Source organism: Paenibacillus sp. 1011MAR3C5, from assembly GCF_003591485.1.
In the GTDB taxonomy this organism is placed as follows: Bacteria; Bacillota; Bacilli; order Paenibacillales; family Paenibacillaceae; genus Pristimantibacillus.
In genome coordinates, this window is the sequence record NZ_QZCF01000014.1 from 13,888 (window position 1) to 29,000 (window position 15,113).

14 protein-coding genes are annotated in these 15,113 nt (G+C 52.1%); 13 read left to right on the forward strand and 1 reads right to left on the reverse strand.

Annotated features, from left to right (window positions below):
• Positions 1-153: 153 nt before the first annotated feature.
• The 9 genes from D3P07_RS25625 to pssA all read left to right on the forward strand — a co-directional run bounded on the left by D3P07_RS25625 (position 154) and on the right by pssA (position 9,495).
• A complete protein-coding gene (locus tag D3P07_RS25625; protein WP_119803719.1) occupies positions 154-591 on the forward strand; it encodes an Lrp/AsnC family transcriptional regulator in 438 nt (145 codons plus the stop codon).
• Positions 592-675: 84 nt separating this feature from the next.
• Positions 676-1,047 carry a DUF3221 domain-containing protein gene (locus D3P07_RS25630; RefSeq protein ID WP_182914515.1) on the forward strand — a complete coding sequence of 124 codons (372 nt, stop codon included), beginning with the start codon at positions 676-678 and terminating at the stop codon, positions 1,045-1,047.
• Positions 1,048-1,305: 258 nt separating this feature from the next.
• Entirely contained in the window at positions 1,306-1,767 is a 462-nt protein-coding gene (locus D3P07_RS25635; protein WP_119803723.1) for a CtsR family transcriptional regulator, read from the forward strand.
• 15 nt (positions 1,768-1,782) lie between these two features.
• Positions 1,783-2,301: a protein-arginine kinase activator protein McsA gene (gene mcsA, locus D3P07_RS25640; protein ID WP_119803725.1), complete on the forward strand. Its 519-nt coding sequence runs from the start codon at positions 1,783-1,785 to the stop codon at positions 2,299-2,301.
• Positions 2,302-2,331: 30 nt separating this feature from the next.
• Entirely contained in the window at positions 2,332-3,417 is a 1,086-nt protein-coding gene (gene mcsB, locus D3P07_RS25645) for a protein-arginine kinase McsB (RefSeq protein ID WP_119803727.1), read from the forward strand.
• Positions 3,414-5,876 (forward strand): ATP-dependent protease ATP-binding subunit ClpC, encoded by a 2,463-nt coding sequence (clpC, locus tag D3P07_RS25650; protein WP_119803729.1) that lies wholly within the window; start codon positions 3,414-3,416, stop codon positions 5,874-5,876. The genes mcsB and clpC overlap by 4 nt, the downstream gene beginning before the upstream one ends.
• Positions 5,877-6,205: 329 nt before the next feature.
• The gene (radA, locus tag D3P07_RS25655; RefSeq protein WP_119803731.1) at positions 6,206-7,573 is read left to right on the forward strand and encodes a DNA repair protein RadA; all 1,368 of its coding nucleotides are present in this window, start codon (positions 6,206-6,208) and stop codon (positions 7,571-7,573) included.
• Positions 7,574-7,584: 11 nt separating this feature from the next.
• On the forward strand, positions 7,585-8,661 hold the full coding sequence (disA, locus tag D3P07_RS25660; protein WP_119803733.1) for a DNA integrity scanning diadenylate cyclase DisA: 1,077 nt from the start codon (positions 7,585-7,587) through the stop codon (positions 8,659-8,661).
• A gap of 87 nt (positions 8,662-8,748) precedes the next feature.
• Positions 8,749-9,495 carry a CDP-diacylglycerol--serine O-phosphatidyltransferase gene (gene pssA / locus D3P07_RS25665; RefSeq protein ID WP_119803735.1) on the forward strand — a complete coding sequence of 249 codons (747 nt, stop codon included), beginning with the start codon at positions 8,749-8,751 and terminating at the stop codon, positions 9,493-9,495.
• Between the two features lie 97 nt (positions 9,496-9,592).
• Here the strand turns inward: pssA and D3P07_RS25670 are convergent, their stop codons facing one another.
• Positions 9,593-9,988, reverse strand: coding sequence for a DUF1573 domain-containing protein (locus D3P07_RS25670; RefSeq protein WP_119803737.1), 396 nt, complete (start codon positions 9,986-9,988; stop codon positions 9,593-9,595).
• Positions 9,989-10,151: 163 nt separating this feature from the next.
• On the opposite strand from D3P07_RS25670, the gene D3P07_RS25675 reads away from it, so the two are divergent.
• The 4 genes from D3P07_RS25675 to gltX all read left to right on the forward strand — a co-directional run bounded on the left by D3P07_RS25675 (position 10,152) and on the right by gltX (position 14,775).
• Positions 10,152-11,249 carry a PIN/TRAM domain-containing protein gene (locus tag D3P07_RS25675; protein ID WP_119803739.1) on the forward strand — a complete coding sequence of 366 codons (1,098 nt, stop codon included), beginning with the start codon at positions 10,152-10,154 and terminating at the stop codon, positions 11,247-11,249.
• A 151-nt stretch (positions 11,250-11,400) separates the two neighbouring features.
• The gene (gene ispD / locus D3P07_RS25680; RefSeq protein ID WP_119803741.1) at positions 11,401-12,108 is read left to right on the forward strand and encodes a 2-C-methyl-D-erythritol 4-phosphate cytidylyltransferase; all 708 of its coding nucleotides are present in this window, start codon (positions 11,401-11,403) and stop codon (positions 12,106-12,108) included.
• Positions 12,105-12,581, forward strand: coding sequence for a 2-C-methyl-D-erythritol 2,4-cyclodiphosphate synthase (gene ispF, locus D3P07_RS25685; protein ID WP_119803743.1), 477 nt, complete (start codon positions 12,105-12,107; stop codon positions 12,579-12,581). Before ispD ends, ispF begins: the two co-directional genes overlap by 4 nt.
• A 733-nt stretch (positions 12,582-13,314) precedes the next feature.
• Positions 13,315-14,775: a glutamate--tRNA ligase gene (gene gltX, locus D3P07_RS25690; RefSeq protein WP_119803745.1), complete on the forward strand. Its 1,461-nt coding sequence runs from the start codon at positions 13,315-13,317 to the stop codon at positions 14,773-14,775.
• The last annotated feature ends 338 nt before the right edge of the window (positions 14,776-15,113 follow it).

Here is a 15,113-nt window from a genome sequence, read left to right on the forward strand (position 1 = left end):
TTTGCATGCACCACCTGCATAAGGTTATATAAATTAGAATACAGCAGGATTAAATAAGGTTATATGTTCATCTGAATGATTTTCATGTTAATATAGATAACATTGAATCTTATTTTCGGGAATGACAAGCAAAGTGAAAGGTGGCTTATAAAGATGGACCATTTGGACCGAACGCTCTTGAAATTGCTGCAAGAAGATGGGCGCATGACGGTAAGCGAGCTTTCCAAAAAACTGGCCCTGAGCCGGCCCAGCGTGTCGGAGAGGCTTCTTCGTCTGCAAGAGAAGGGGGCTATTACCGGTTTCGCGGCCAGAGTGTCGCCAGCTGCACTCGGGAGGAGTATTCAAGTTATTATTCAAATTAGTGAGCTGAAGGTCTCGCCCAACGAGTTCGAGAAGCGTATCGTGCACGACGAAGATATCTTGGAATGCCATCGTGTTACAGGGACGGTAAGCTATATATTGAAGGCAGCCGTTGCCGGGATGGATGAGCTTAGTCTGCTGGTGGAGCGGCTGATGCCCTTCGGCAATGTGAACACGTCGGTTATTCTTTCTTCACCGGTTCTGAATCCTGTTGTGCTGCCCAAATCATAAACGAAAAGCAACCCTTGTTTCTGAATGGAGCAAAGGGGGTAATTCCGGGGTAGCTGCATATGCAGCTTTCAAGGAGGGATGTCCATGAAGGTGAAGACCGTTTTGACTTTGGTTTTGCTGGCTGCCGTTGCTCTTGCTGGCTGCGGGTCCGACTCTAAGGAGAAGGCGGCTTGGGACTATCAATCAGGCCGTGTGATTGCAATTCAGAATGATCAGCTATTGGTTGTGCAGAGCAAGGATGTGACAGAGCTCGAATTAAAGCCGGAGCTGGAGTCGGTGGATGAAATTCTAACGGTGCTGCGACCTCAAGCGATCTGGTTGACCGTCACCGATGAGACGGATATGGCCGGCGTTGAGGTGGGCGATGATGTGCGAGTCGAGATTGAGGGAGGAGTCGCCGAGTCTTATCCGGCGCAGGCCACAGCCCGCAAGATTGAGAAGGTGCAGTCCAAGTAAGGGATGCTGATGCAACGAATGTCATCAATCGCCGTTATATACAGGTATAAACCAAGCTTCGGCGCATCAAGCTAGATAGTAGCGATGTGCCGATTTTTGCATCTGTATAAATGTTCAGAAAATTTAAACTCCATTGTATTGACCTGCGGTAATTTTTGCGTATAATAAAGTTAAAGTCAAAGAAAGTCAAAGTCAGTTGAGGTGCAGCTTGCCTCGTCAATGGCTTTCATTTGGCGCAAGATCAGGGAGGTTGGTGGTTTGCGTAACATTTCCGATCTCATTGAACAGTATTTGAAGCATATGCTGGATGACAGCGACGAAAGCTCCGTTGAGATTCAGCGCAACGAGCTTGCGGATAAGTTCTCATGCGTGCCTTCACAGATCAATTATGTGATCAGTACCCGGTTTACGCTGGAGAAGGGATACATGGTTGAGAGCAAGCGTGGGGGCGGAGGCTATATCCGAATTCAGCGCGTAAATTTGCCGGCGCTGAAGACGATCCAGTACCACATTGAGCAGACCGTAGGGAATAGTGTTGATCAGAGCGCTGCGGAAGGGCTGATTTATCAGCTGCATGAAGCGGGACTGATTACGAAGCGAGAGGCCAATCTGCTGGGGGCAGCCATCCATCGCGATACGATTGCCCTGATGCTGCCTATGCGCGACGAGATGCGGGCAAGATTGCTGCGTTCGATGCTTATTTCACTACTGGTCAAATAGGAAGGGGGACGTGTTTTGTTCTGCCAAGAATGCGGCAAGAGGCCGGCTACGCTTCACTTTACGAAAATTGTGAATGGCGAGAAGACGGAGTTCCATATTTGCGAAAGCTGCGCCCGCGAGAAGGGCGAAGGCATTCCCGGCGCACCGAACAGCTTCTCTATTCATAGTCTGCTCTCCGGGTTACTCGACTTCAATTCCCCAAGCGCTACAGCGCCGCAATCAGCGCCGCAGACGGTACGCTGTGAGGAATGCGGGCTGACGTATGCGCAGTTCAGCAAGATTGGCCGCTTCGGCTGCAGCTCATGCTATAGCGCGTTCGCCGATCGGCTTGATCCGCTGCTCAAGCGCGTGCATAGCAGCACGACACATAGCGGCAAGATTCCGAAGCGATCCGGGGGGCAAATTCAATGCAAGCGGGAGATTGAGCAGCTCAGGAAGGATATGCAGACTTATATTGAACAAGAGGAATTCGAGAACGCGGCAGAGCTTCGGGATCGCATACGCGAGCTGGAGCGAAAAATTGCGGAGCTGTAGACATAGCTAAGATGTAAAGGAGTGAGCCTGTTGACGAAGCATCGATTCTCAGAAGATGCGCTGAGCGATTGGATGAGGGGCGCTGGTCCCGATTCTGACGTGGTCATTAGCAGCAGAGTGCGTGTTGCGCGCAACTTGCGGCATCAGCCGTTCCCGATGCTGGCGACAAGCGAGCAAGCGACGGAAGTGCTGAATCAGCTTGCTGAAGTAAGCCAATCCGGGCAGTTGGACCCTTACGGCCGCTTCGATACGATATTGCTCTCCGATCTTAGCGAGCTGGATAAGCGAGTGCTCGTCGAGAAGCATCTCATCAGTCCAAATCTGGCTAATGAGTCGCGAGGAGGCGCCGTCATCCTTAGTGAAGACGAAGCGGTGAGCATCATGATTAACGAAGAAGACCATTTGCGCATCCAATGTTTGTATCCCGGATTTCAGATCGGCGAGGCATGGACGTTGGCGAGCGGAATTGACGATATATTCGAGGAAGCGGCAGATTACGCATTCGATGAGAAGCGCGGATATCTTACGACTTGTCCGACCAATGTCGGAACGGGCATCCGGGCATCCGTTATGATGCATCTGCCGGCATTAGTATTGACGCAGCATATTAACCGGATCCTGACGGCGGTAACGCAGGTCGGGCTGGCGGTTAGAGGGCTGTATGGGGAAGGCAGCGAGGCGCTGGGCAATCTGTTCCAGATCTCCAATCAGACGACGTTAGGCCAGTCGGAGGACGAGATTATCGAGAACCTGCACGGTGTCGCGAAGCAAATTATCGAGCATGAGCGGGCGGCGCGGAAGCGGCTGTTGGAAGAATCGCGCATACGGATTGAGGACCGGGTGAGAAGATCGTACGGCATTCTATCCCATGCAGCGATCATGGATTCCAAGGAAGCTGCACAGCGTCTGTCGGATGTCAGGCTCGGAGCAGATCTTGGTCTGCTGAAGGATGTAACGCCGCAGGTCCTCAATGAGCTGCTTGTAATGACCCAACCGGGTTTTCTGCAGCAGGCTTTCAATGAAAAGATGAATGCCGAGCAGCGGGATTACCGCAGAGCGGAGCTTATACGAAGTCAATTAAGCGGCAAAAATGAACATGGGGGTGTAGAACAATGATGTTTGGAAGATTCACGGAACGTGCGCAGAAGGTACTGGCATTGGCACAAGAAGAAGCGGTTCGTCTTGGACATAACAATATAGGCACAGAGCATATTTTGCTGGGTCTGATTCGCGAAGGGGAAGGCATCGCAGCCAAGGCGCTGACGGGGCTTGGCCTTGGACTGGAGAAAATTCAGGATGAGGTTGAAGCGCTCATCGGACGCGGCCAAGAACAGCCTAACAATATCGCCTACACGCCAAGAGCGAAGAAGGTCATCGAGCTGTCGATGGACGAAGCGAGAAAGCTCGGTCATACCTATGTTGGCACAGAACATATTCTGCTCGGACTTATTCGCGAAGGTGAAGGTGTGGCGGCGCGTGTGCTGAACAATCTTGGTATCAGCTTGAACAAAGCCCGCCAGCAAGTGCTTCAATTGTTGGGCAGCAGCGAAGCTGTATCGAGCAATCATGGCTCGCAAGCGAATGTAAGCACGCCAACGCTGGACGGACTCGCGAGAGACTTGACGGCTTACGCGAAGGAAGGCAATCTCGACCCGGTTATCGGACGCAGCAAAGAAATCGAGCGCGTGATTCAGGTGCTGAGCCGCCGGACGAAAAACAACCCGGTACTCATCGGTGAGCCTGGCGTCGGTAAAACGGCGATTGCGGAAGGTTTGGCCCAGAAGATTATCGCAAACGAAATTCCGGAGACGCTGCGTGACAAGCGCGTTATGACGCTGGATATGGGTTCTGTCGTTGCCGGTACGAAGTACCGCGGCGAATTCGAGGACCGTCTCAAAAAAATCATGGATGAGATCCGCCAAGCAGGCAACATCATTCTGTTCATCGATGAGCTGCATACGCTGATTGGCGCAGGCGGCGCGGAAGGCGCCATCGACGCCTCCAACATTCTGAAGCCGGCGCTTGCGCGCGGCGAGCTGCAGTGCATCGGTGCGACAACGCTGGATGAATACCGCAAATATATCGAGAAGGATGCTGCACTGGAGCGCCGCTTCCAACCGATTACGGTAGATCAGCCATCCGTTGAGGAAGCCATTCAAATCTTGCACGGTCTTCGCGATCGTTATGAAGCGCATCATCGCGTAAAAATTACGGATGATTCCATCGAGCAAGCCGTAAAGCTGTCCGACCGTTATATTACGGATCGCTTCTTGCCAGACAAAGCGATTGACCTCATCGACGAAGCCAGCTCCAAGGTAAGGCTGAACTCGTATACGGTTCCGCCTAACCTGAAGCAGCTGGAGAATCGCCTGGAGGATATCCGCAAGGAGAAGGACGCAGCGGTTCAAAGCCAGGAGTTCGAGAAAGCGGCAGCGCTTCGTGATACGGAACAGAAGATCAGAGAAGAGCTAGACGTCACGAAGAACCAGTGGAAAGAAAAGCAAGGACGTACCGATTCCGAGGTTACGCCAGAGGATATCGCACAGGTTGTAGCGAGCTGGACCGGCATTCCGGTTAGCAAGCTGGCAGAAGAGGAGACAGAGCGGCTGCTCAAGATGGAATCCATTCTTCACGACCGTGTCATCGGTCAAGAAGAAGCGGTGAAGTCTGTATCCCGTGCCATCAGACGCGCCAGAGCGGGTCTGAAAGATCCGAAGCGCCCAATTGGATCCTTCATCTTCCTTGGCCCGACAGGGGTAGGTAAGACTGAGCTGGCTCGTGCGCTGGCAGAAGCGATGTTCGGCGATGAGAATGCGGTTATCCGTATCGATATGTCGGAATACATGGAGAAACATTCGACGTCCAGACTCGTCGGCGCTCCTCCGGGATATGTCGGCTACGAGGAAGGCGGCCAACTGACCGAGAAGGTTCGCCGCAAGCCATACTCCGTCGTGCTGCTTGATGAGATTGAGAAGGCGCATCCGGAAGTATTCAATATTTTGCTGCAAGTGTTGGAGGACGGCAGACTGACCGATTCCAAAGGCCGCGTCGTAGACTTCCGCAACACGCTGATCATTATGACGTCGAACGTCGGCGCTGATCAGATCAAGAAGAACTCGTCCCTGGGCTTCACAGCCGTACAGGATGCAGGTCGCGACTTTGCGGTCATGAAAGACAAAGTCATGGCTGAGCTGAAGAAGAGCTTCCGTCCGGAGTTCCTTAACCGGATCGACGAGACGATCGTCTTCCACTCGCTGGGCGAAGAGCATATCGCTCAGATCGTAACCTTGATGTCCGACGAGCTTCGCAAGCGTCTGCGCGAGCAGGAAGTGGACTTCTCGCTCACGGATACGGCGAAGGCATTCCTCGCGAAGGAAGGCTACGATCCGCAATACGGCGCGCGTCCGCTGCGCCGCGCGATCCAGAAGCATATCGAGGACCGTCTGTCCGAAGACTTGCTGATGGGCCTCATCCAGAAGGGCGACTCCTTCGTTATCGATGAGAAGGATGGGGCGCTTGTTGTCAATAAGACACAGAAGGAGCCTGCTCAAGAAGAGTCGGCGTCCAAATCATAAAAGTGAAGCTAATCCCGACAGCCCAGGCTGTCGGGATTTTTTATATATAAACTATGCTCCTTCATATATAAAGGCATGCCGAATTCGGGAGTAGTCCTTCCTACTGCTGCTGCATTATTGTTTTTTACATGAGTTCATGCTAATGGGGATGGCTAATTTGCGTATGTTAGAGTTTATGGAAATGGGGTATTTAACCGATAATGATGGCAATGGGTTGGTGAGGGGTTATAATAGAGAGGATCCAATTATTTTCGTGAATAATGTGTCTTTATAGGATGGGAATATAATGATAAACTTTAAATTATGAGAATTGTTAGAAGGAGTTCGGGATGGCCAAAATAAAACTGAAGTTCGTATGTACCGAATGCGGCACCGAATCACCGAAATGGCTGGGAAAATGTCCCGGCTGCCAAGCCTGGAACACAATGGTGGAGGAGAAGGAGACCGTCGTTAAGACGAAAGGTGTCGGCTTATCGACGATCCATACGAAAGAAAAGCCTCAATCCATCATACATATAGAGAGCGGGCAGGAACCGCGGATCGAGACGCGCATGGTCGAGCTGAACCGTGTGCTTGGGGGCGGGGTTGTGCCGGGCTCGCTTATTCTCGTCGGCGGAGATCCAGGCATCGGCAAGTCGACGCTGCTGCTGCAGACGTCACATGCGCTCGCAGTAAAGGGCTTGAAGGTTCTCTACATATCTGGAGAGGAATCTGTGCGGCAGACGAAGCTGCGTGCCGATCGGCTGGGCGCGCTTACGGAAACGCTTTACGTATTGTGCGAGACCAATATGGAGCAAGTTAACGATGCCATCGAATCGGTTCAGCCTGACTTCCTGGTGATCGACTCCATCCAGACGGTCTATGACCCGAGAGTGGAATCCGCTCCTGGCAGTGTCTCGCAGGTGCGTGAATGTACGGCCCACTTCATGCGCGTGGCCAAGATTAAGGGCATCGCGACTGTGCTGGTGGGACATGTGACGAAGGAAGGCGCCATTGCAGGACCAAGGCTTCTGGAGCATATGGTCGACTGCGTCTTATACTTCGAGGGCGAGCGTCACCATACCTATCGTCTGCTGCGCGCGGTCAAGAACCGGTTTGGCTCGACGAACGAAATTGGCATTTTCGAGATGGGAGAGGAAGGGCTGCGGGAAGTGTCGAATCCGTCGGAGCTCTTTCTGTCGGAGAGACCGCTTGGCGTATCCGGCTCCACCGTGGTCGCGAGCATGGAAGGGACGCGTCCTGTTCTGGTGGAGCTGCAGGCGCTGGTGGCAACGACGAACTTCCCTTCGCCGAGGCGAATGTCGACTGGTATCGATCATCATCGAATGGCATTGATTATTGCGGTGCTGGAGAAGCGCAACGGCATGTTTCTTCAGACCCAGGATGCTTACCTGAACGTAGCGGGAGGCGTCAAGCTTGATGAACCGGCAGTCGATCTCGCGGCGGCGGTCAGTCTGGCGTCCAGCTTCCGGGATGCGCCGACAAAGCCGTATGACGTGATCTTCGGCGAAGTAGGCCTGACCGGCGAGGTGAGAGCCGTATCCCGTGCGGAACAACGGGTGAAGGAGGCCGAGAAGCTCGGCTTCAAGCGGGTGATCATGCCGGAGAAAAGCCTGAAAGGCTGGAAAGCTCCGGATGGCATCGAAATTATCGGAGTTGGAACGGTAGCGGAAGCACTTAAGGCAGCGCTTGGATAGGGGGGCATCAGATGAAAGAACCGACACAGCAGGAAGTCATGAATCAGCTTTTGCAATTAGTTGCGCCAGGCACCCCTTTTCGTGAAGGGTTAGAAAACGTGCTTAGAGCAAAAACAGGCGCTCTGATTGTTGTAGGCTACAGTCCAGAAGTCATGGAAGTCGTCGACGGCGGCTTCTCCATCAATTGCGATTTTTCGTCCAACTATCTATACGAGCTTGCAAAGATGGACGGCGCGATTATTATGAGCGAGGATATGAGACGTATTCTGTATGCGAATACCCAGCTCATTCCGAACAGCTCGATTCCATCTATCGAGACGGGGATTCGCCACAGGACGGCGGAGAGGGTCGCGAAGCAGACGGGCAAGCTGGTCGTGTCCATCTCACAGCGTCGTAATATTATTACGTTATACCAGGGCAATCTGCGCTATTCACTGAAGGATATGGGCGTCATCCTGACCAAGGCGAATCAGGCGATTCAGACACTGGAGAAATACAAGGCGGTCCTGACACAGTCCTTCACGAATCTGTCTGCACTGGAATTCGAGGAGCTCGTTACGTTGCAAGAGGTGGCCCACGTCATCCAGCGCGTGGAGATGGTGCTGCGCATTAAGATGGAGATTAACCGTTATGTGAACGAACTTGGCACAGAAGGCCGTCTGATCAGCATGCAGATGGATGAACTGGTCGGCGGAGTTGAAGAAGATGGCTGGTTCTTATTGAAGGATTATGCGAAAGATAACTCGGATGAGAAAATCCGCGAGATCCGCAATGGACTGAAGAAGCTCAGCTCGGAGGAGCTTCTCGATGCTACGCCGATCGTGCGTCTGATCGGTTATCCGCATACGAACAATATGGCGGATGAATCGGTTTCGCCTCGCGGCTACAGATTGCTTAATAAAATTCCGAGACTGCCGTTTATTATTATGAATAATCTGGTAGAACGCTTCCAGCGGCTCCCTCATATTCTCATGGCAACTATCGAGGAGCTGGATGAAGTAGACGGAATTGGAGAGGTACGGGCACGGGCGATCAAGGACGGACTGCGCCGCATTCAGGAGCAGATGTTTATTGACAGGCAAATCTAAATCCCATACAATTGATAGAATGTGTTCCAAACTTTATAGGGCTGTGCAGCCTTATAATTGGGGCATAGTAGAGAAGAGGTGGAATAGATGATCGCAAAATCGATACCGAGCCTTCTCACGGTTGGCAACTTATTTCTTGGCGTCATCGCCATTATCTTGGTATTCAACGAGAAGCCTGCGTTGGCCGCCATGATGGTGTTGATCGCCATGCTGCTTGACGGCGTGGACGGACGGGTCGCGCGAGCGCTAAATGCCCAAAGCGAATTCGGCAAAGAGCTGGATTCCTTGTCAGATGTCATCTCTTTCGGCGTGGCGCCGGCTTTTATTATGTATGTTGTAGCTTTTCAGGACCTTAGTCCTGCGCTTGCATGGACTGCAACCGCCTTATTCCCGATCTGCGGTGCGCTGAGACTAGCGCGGTTCAATGTCATTACGAGCAATGCTGGCTATTTCATCGGGCTTCCGATTCCTGCGGCTGGCGGCGTATTGGCGACTTTGGCTTTATTCAAAGAAGATATTCCGGTTTCCGTTTTGCTTACGAGCACACTCGTTCTGGCCCTCTTGATGGTCAGCACGATTCGATATCCAAATTTCAAGAAAGTCGGCATTCCGCGCAGCGCCGTATGGGTGGTTCCGATCATTGTGGTCGTATCCGTCATTCTGGGGCTGCTGTTCGAGAGCCAGCTATCTAAAATCCTGTTCATTCCGCTTTTGGTTTATGCGCTCTACGGTCTAAAAAAAAACGTTGACCGTCGTCTACCGAAACGGTTCCGTAAGCGCGACAAGGCACAGGAGTCAACCGAAGAATCGGTTAATACTGAAAAGCCGGCCTAGACTGGCAGCAACTTTACGAAAAAGAACGTTCCGCAGTCCTCCATGGACGGGAACGTTCTTTTTATTATGTCGATGTCTTATGGTTCTCTTGAAGTGCCTAAGTAAGATTGAATAGGCCAAGCGTCGAGCACTTGTCGTATTCGTCGGCGACTACCTCGTCGAGCTGGATCTGAAGCAGATTACACAGAGCGGTCATGTAAAATAAATTTCGCCCAAGCTCGCTCTTCAGCACCTCGTTGCAATGTTCGCACAGCGAACCCGCCAAATGACTCTCCAGCGTTTCTTTCGCATCTTGCAAATTCAATTCGTCGGAATACTGCTGCTTGCGGGCATTCAATTCGATACAGCCGCAGTCTGTTACAGCTTTCGTGACCGCGCGGTTAACGGATGCGCCGGATTGTCCCAGCTTGGACAATACGTCCAGCAAGCTGCGATGCCGCAGCAGGAGCTCCGATACTTGCTGCTGGAATTGATCCAGTGTTGGAGCATTCATGGATTCCACCTCATTCACCCACCTTGAGTAGAAGTAATCTCTTTACCTATTATAAACCTCCGGGACATTGTTTTCCACAAGACATAAGATATTGAACATTTTGCCTATTGCCACGATTAGGTATTGAAAGATTGGATCATAATTGTAATGGAGGTGAACCATTATGGTTAGACGAATGATACAGTTAATCGGGTTATTGTTTGGCGGAATGGCTGGCAGTGAGGTGTACAAATGGGTGAACGGTTCGACCGTGTGGACGAGCTCCTCATTCGGCATGCTGCAGCAATCCGGCACTTATTACATGAATGTAGGGATAGGAGCCTTATTCGGCGTAATCGCTGCAACGATTCTAGCACGTCCGGCTATCTCGTATATGCAGAAGGGTGTCGAGCTTACGTCCGAGATGCCGCTGAGACAGCTGCTTGCCGGCGCGGGAGGCTTGCTGTGCGGCTTGCTGCTTGCTGTGCTGCTCTATCCAGCCGTATCGAGCTTCGAGAGCGTAGGTGCCTTGCTCCCGGCGGTTATGGCGCTAGTATTCGGCTACTTAGGCTTGCGAATCGGTCTATCCAAGCAAGAAGAAATTGCTGAAGGATTCCAGCAGCTTGCAGAGAGCCGGCGTGCGGTACCTGTACAGGATCAGTCGGGTACGTATGAGGAGCATAAAATTTTGGATACAAGTGTCATTATTGATGGCCGGATTGCGGATATTTGCAAAACAGGCTTTATCGAGGGAACGCTTGTCATACCGGAATTCGTACTGGAAGAGCTGCAGCATATTGCAGATTCTTCTGATCTGCTCAAGCGCAACCGCGGACGCAGAGGCCTTGATATTCTGAACAAGATTCAGAAGGAGCTCGATGTGAAGGTGCTGATCTACGAAGGAGATTTCGAAGAGATCGGCGAGGTGGACAGCAAGCTTGTGAAGCTGGCGAAGGCGCTCAGCGGCAAGGTTGTGACCAATGATTTTAATTTGAACAAAGTGTGCGAATTGCAGGGCGTCTCCGTTCTGAACATTAACGACCTTGCCAATGCCGTCAAGCCGGTCGTATTGCCGGGTGAAGAAATTATCGTTCAAGTGATCAAGGATGGCAAGGAGCACGGGCAGGGCGTAGCATATCTGGATGACGGCACGATGATCGTCGTGGAAGGCGGCCGTGACTACATCGGAACGACGATGGAGGTGCTCGTGACGAGCGTTCTGCAGACGTCTGCGGGCCGGATGATATTTGCCAAGCCGAAGCTGTTGGAAAAAGCGCAGTAACGAGGTATGATAGTACTATTGTACTCGGGATGAGCTTGTATTGTATGCGCAGGTGCGCGGGGAGCTGATCCAGCAGCGCGTATCGAACGGATGCCGGGTGAGAGATGGCTTAACCGTCTGCGCCTGACAACAGTTCAAGGCGGGTTGAAGCATGGTAGAGAAGTGGGGAGTCGTCATCGTAGCGGCCGGACGCGGCACGCGCATGGGGACAAATGAAAGCAAACAATATTTGCATTTGGCGAACAAGCCAATTCTAGTTCATACGCTGGAGCTGTTCCAGCGGCTGAGCTTTGTGAATGAAATTTCCTTAGTTGTTGGAGCCGATGATATCGAACGATGCCAGTCGTGGGTACGCGAATACGGACTCTCCAAGGTGACCTCCGTGCTTGGCGGAGGACAGGAGAGGCAGCATTCCGTTCTGCGCGGTCTCGAGAAGCTCACGTCGGACTGGGTGATGGTGCATGACGGCGTGCGTCCGCTTGTATCGGAGGCGGCGGTGGAGAACTGCTGCAGAACTGCGCTTCAAGGCGGAGCAGCCGTTCTTGCCGTGCCGGTAAAGGACACCATCAAGCAGGTAGACCAAAGCGGCGTCATCGTATCGACACCGGATCGCAGAAGCTTGTGGGCGATACAAACCCCGCAGGCTTTTCGACGTGTATTGCTGCTTGAAGCGCATAAGCAGGCTTCCGAAGCAGGGTTTCTAGGTACCGACGATGCTATGGTCGTGGAGCGAATGGGCGCTCCCGTCACCGTAGCGGAGGGGGATTACACAAATATTAAGATTACGACGCCTGACGATTTGCCGTATGCGGAGTTTTTGCTGGGGCAGCGAAGGATGGAGAGGGGAAGTATGACATGATTCGAATTGGACAAGGATTTGACGTACATCAATTGGTGGAAGGCCGTCCATGCATTATAGGAGGCGTAACCATTCCATATGAGAAAGGGCTGCTTGGCCATTCTGATGCGGACGTATTGCTGCACGCGATCTCCGATGCGATTCTAGGAGCGCTCGGGCTTGGCGATATCGGCAAGCATTTTCCCGATACGGATGACGCCTTCAAGGATGCGGACAGCCTGAAGCTGCTGGAGCGGGTATGGGAGCTGGTGAAGGAGCGCGGGTATAAGCTTGGCAATATCGACTCTACGATTATCGCGCAGCGTCCGAAGATGCTGCCTTACATCCCGCAGATGGCGGAGATTATCGCCAAGGCATTGGAGGCCGATATCTCGCAGGTTAACGTCAAAGCGACAACTACCGAGCAGCTTGGCTTCGCAGGTCGCGGAGAGGGCATCGCCGCTCAATCGGCTGTACTGTTGTTGAAGGTGTAGACCTTGGCTACCTCTTGCGTCGCTCAGATATTCTCCCGAGTGAAGAGTGCAACGTCTCTATACGGACGATCTGATTGCGGAGATGAACAGCGTTGCGAGAAACAGCTAAATCGCGAAAATGACGTCGCAGGACGGATTAGTGTTGTGTGGCACGCTTATATGGCCGATGTTGCTAAATGGAGCGAAATAGCGTTGCGAGAAACGCTTAAATCGCGAAAACGATGTCGCAGGACGGATTAGTGTTGCCAGAAACGCTTAATCGACCAGTTGCTGCTAAATGGAGCGAAATAGCGTTGTGAGAAACAGCTAAATCGCGAAAATGACGTCGCAGGACGGATTAGTGTTGCGTGGCACGCTTAACCGACCAGTTGCTGCTAAATGAAACGAAATAGCGTTGTGAGAAACAGCTAAATCGCGAAAATGATGCCGCAGGACGGATTAGTGTTGCCAAAAACGTTTAATCGACCAGTTGCTGCTAAATGGAACGAAATAGCGTTGTGTACAACGCCTAAATGACTGAATCTGCGACATAGCCAGCTATAGCGCTACCAAGCTTATAGAAAGTAGATTGGCAGTAGTGAATGTAGAGTAGTATGATTGAAAAACGTTCAGCTCAAAGCAAGAGAAACGGCGAACTTATCATATTTCATCTTGCAACCGAACCATTGGAATGAGTCAACAATATAAGCTAGAGAAATTGTTAACGTGCTACATCCTAAGGAGGAAAAAAACGATGACAGCAGAAGTGCGCGTTCGTTACGCCCCGTCGCCAACGGGTCATTTGCATATCGGCAACGCCAGAACGGCCTTATTCAACTATCTATTCGCCAGAAATCAAGGCGGCAAATTCATTATCCGTATCGAGGATACCGATGTGAAGCGCAATGTCGCCGGCGGTGAAGAGAACCAGCTGACTTACTTGAAGTGGCTCGGTATCGATTGGGATGAGAGCATCGACATAGGCGGGGGCTACGGTCCATACCGCCAGACGGAACGTCTGGATATATATCGCCAATACTGGAAGGAGCTGCTTGACCGCGGTCTCGCTTACCGTTGCTACTGCACGGAAGAAGAGCTGGAGCGGGAGCGCGAAGAGCAGACTGAGCGCGGCGAAACTCCGCGTTACTCCGGCAAGCATCGCAACCTGACGCCTGAGCAGCAGCAGGCTTTTGAATCGGAAGGCCGCGTTGCCAGCATTCGCTTCCGTGTGCCGGAAGGCAAGACCTATGCTTTTGACGATATGGTAAAAGGCTCAATCAGTTTCGATACAACGGAGATGGGCGACTTTGTCATCGTGAAGAAGGACGGAATCCCGACATACAACTTTGCCGTGGTGCTGGACGATCATTTGATGAAAATCAGCCATGTGCTGCGCGGAGAAGACCATATCTCCAACACGCCTCGTCAGCTCATGATCTATGAAGCGTTCGGCTGGGAGCCTCCAGTATTCGCGCATATGACTCTGATCGTGAACGAAAATAAGAAAAAACTGAGCAAGCGCGACGAATCCATCATTCAGTTCATTGAGCAGTATGATGATCTTGGCTATTTGCCTGAAGCTCTGTTCAACTTCATAACGCTGCTGGGCTGGTCGCCGGAGGGTGAGCAAGAGATGTTCACCCGCGACGAGCTGGTGGCTGTATTCAACTCCAATCGTCTGAGCAAAAGCCCGGCTGTATTCGATACGCAGAAGCTTAGCTGGATGAACGGCGAATATATGAAAAAAGCGGATCTGGCCCGCGTCGTTGACCTCTGTCTGCCTCACCTGCAGCAAGCAGGCTGCATTCCAGATACGCTGGATGCAGTGGGGAGAGAATGGGTGACAGCGCTTGTGGCGCTTCATCAGGACAAGCTTCGCTTCGCGGCGGATATCGTTCCGGTAACGGAACTATTCTTCCGCGAGACGGTGGCGGACGAAGAGGAGGCTGCTGCGGTGCTATCGGAAGAACAGGTTCCGACGGTTCTGGGTCAATTCCTGGCTCTGCTGGAGGCCAAAGCAGCACCATTCACAGCGGACGGCATCAAAGAAATGATCAAGACGGTCCAAAAGGAATCGGGCTTCAAAGGGAAAGCATTGTTCATGCCGATCCGCGCGGCTCTGACAGGCCAGACGCATGGTCCGGATTTGAATCAATCCATTGCTTTGCTGGGTGAGCCGAAAGTCATTGCCAGACTGAAAGCGCGTCTAGGATAGAGACATAAAGCGGAAGATCGCCGTGATGAACTTTTGAATGGAATGCTTGCACTTTTTTTGCGATTCGGTATACTATGACTATCAATAAGATGAATCGGCCATGAACAGGAGAAGTACGTTAGCTGTGGATTCGCAGAGAGGACAACCGTCATTCGAATCACTCATTACGAGATTGGAATGGGGCTGAAAGTTGTCTAGTCCGCTTGAACGGAAATATGCACCTGGGAGCCTTGTTCCGAGCTGCTGTCTCAATCGGTATCAACCGACGGATAGCAGGGTAGGCGACAACGTAAAGTCTGCGTTAAAGACGTGAAGATGTGCAGCCGACGGCTATGAAA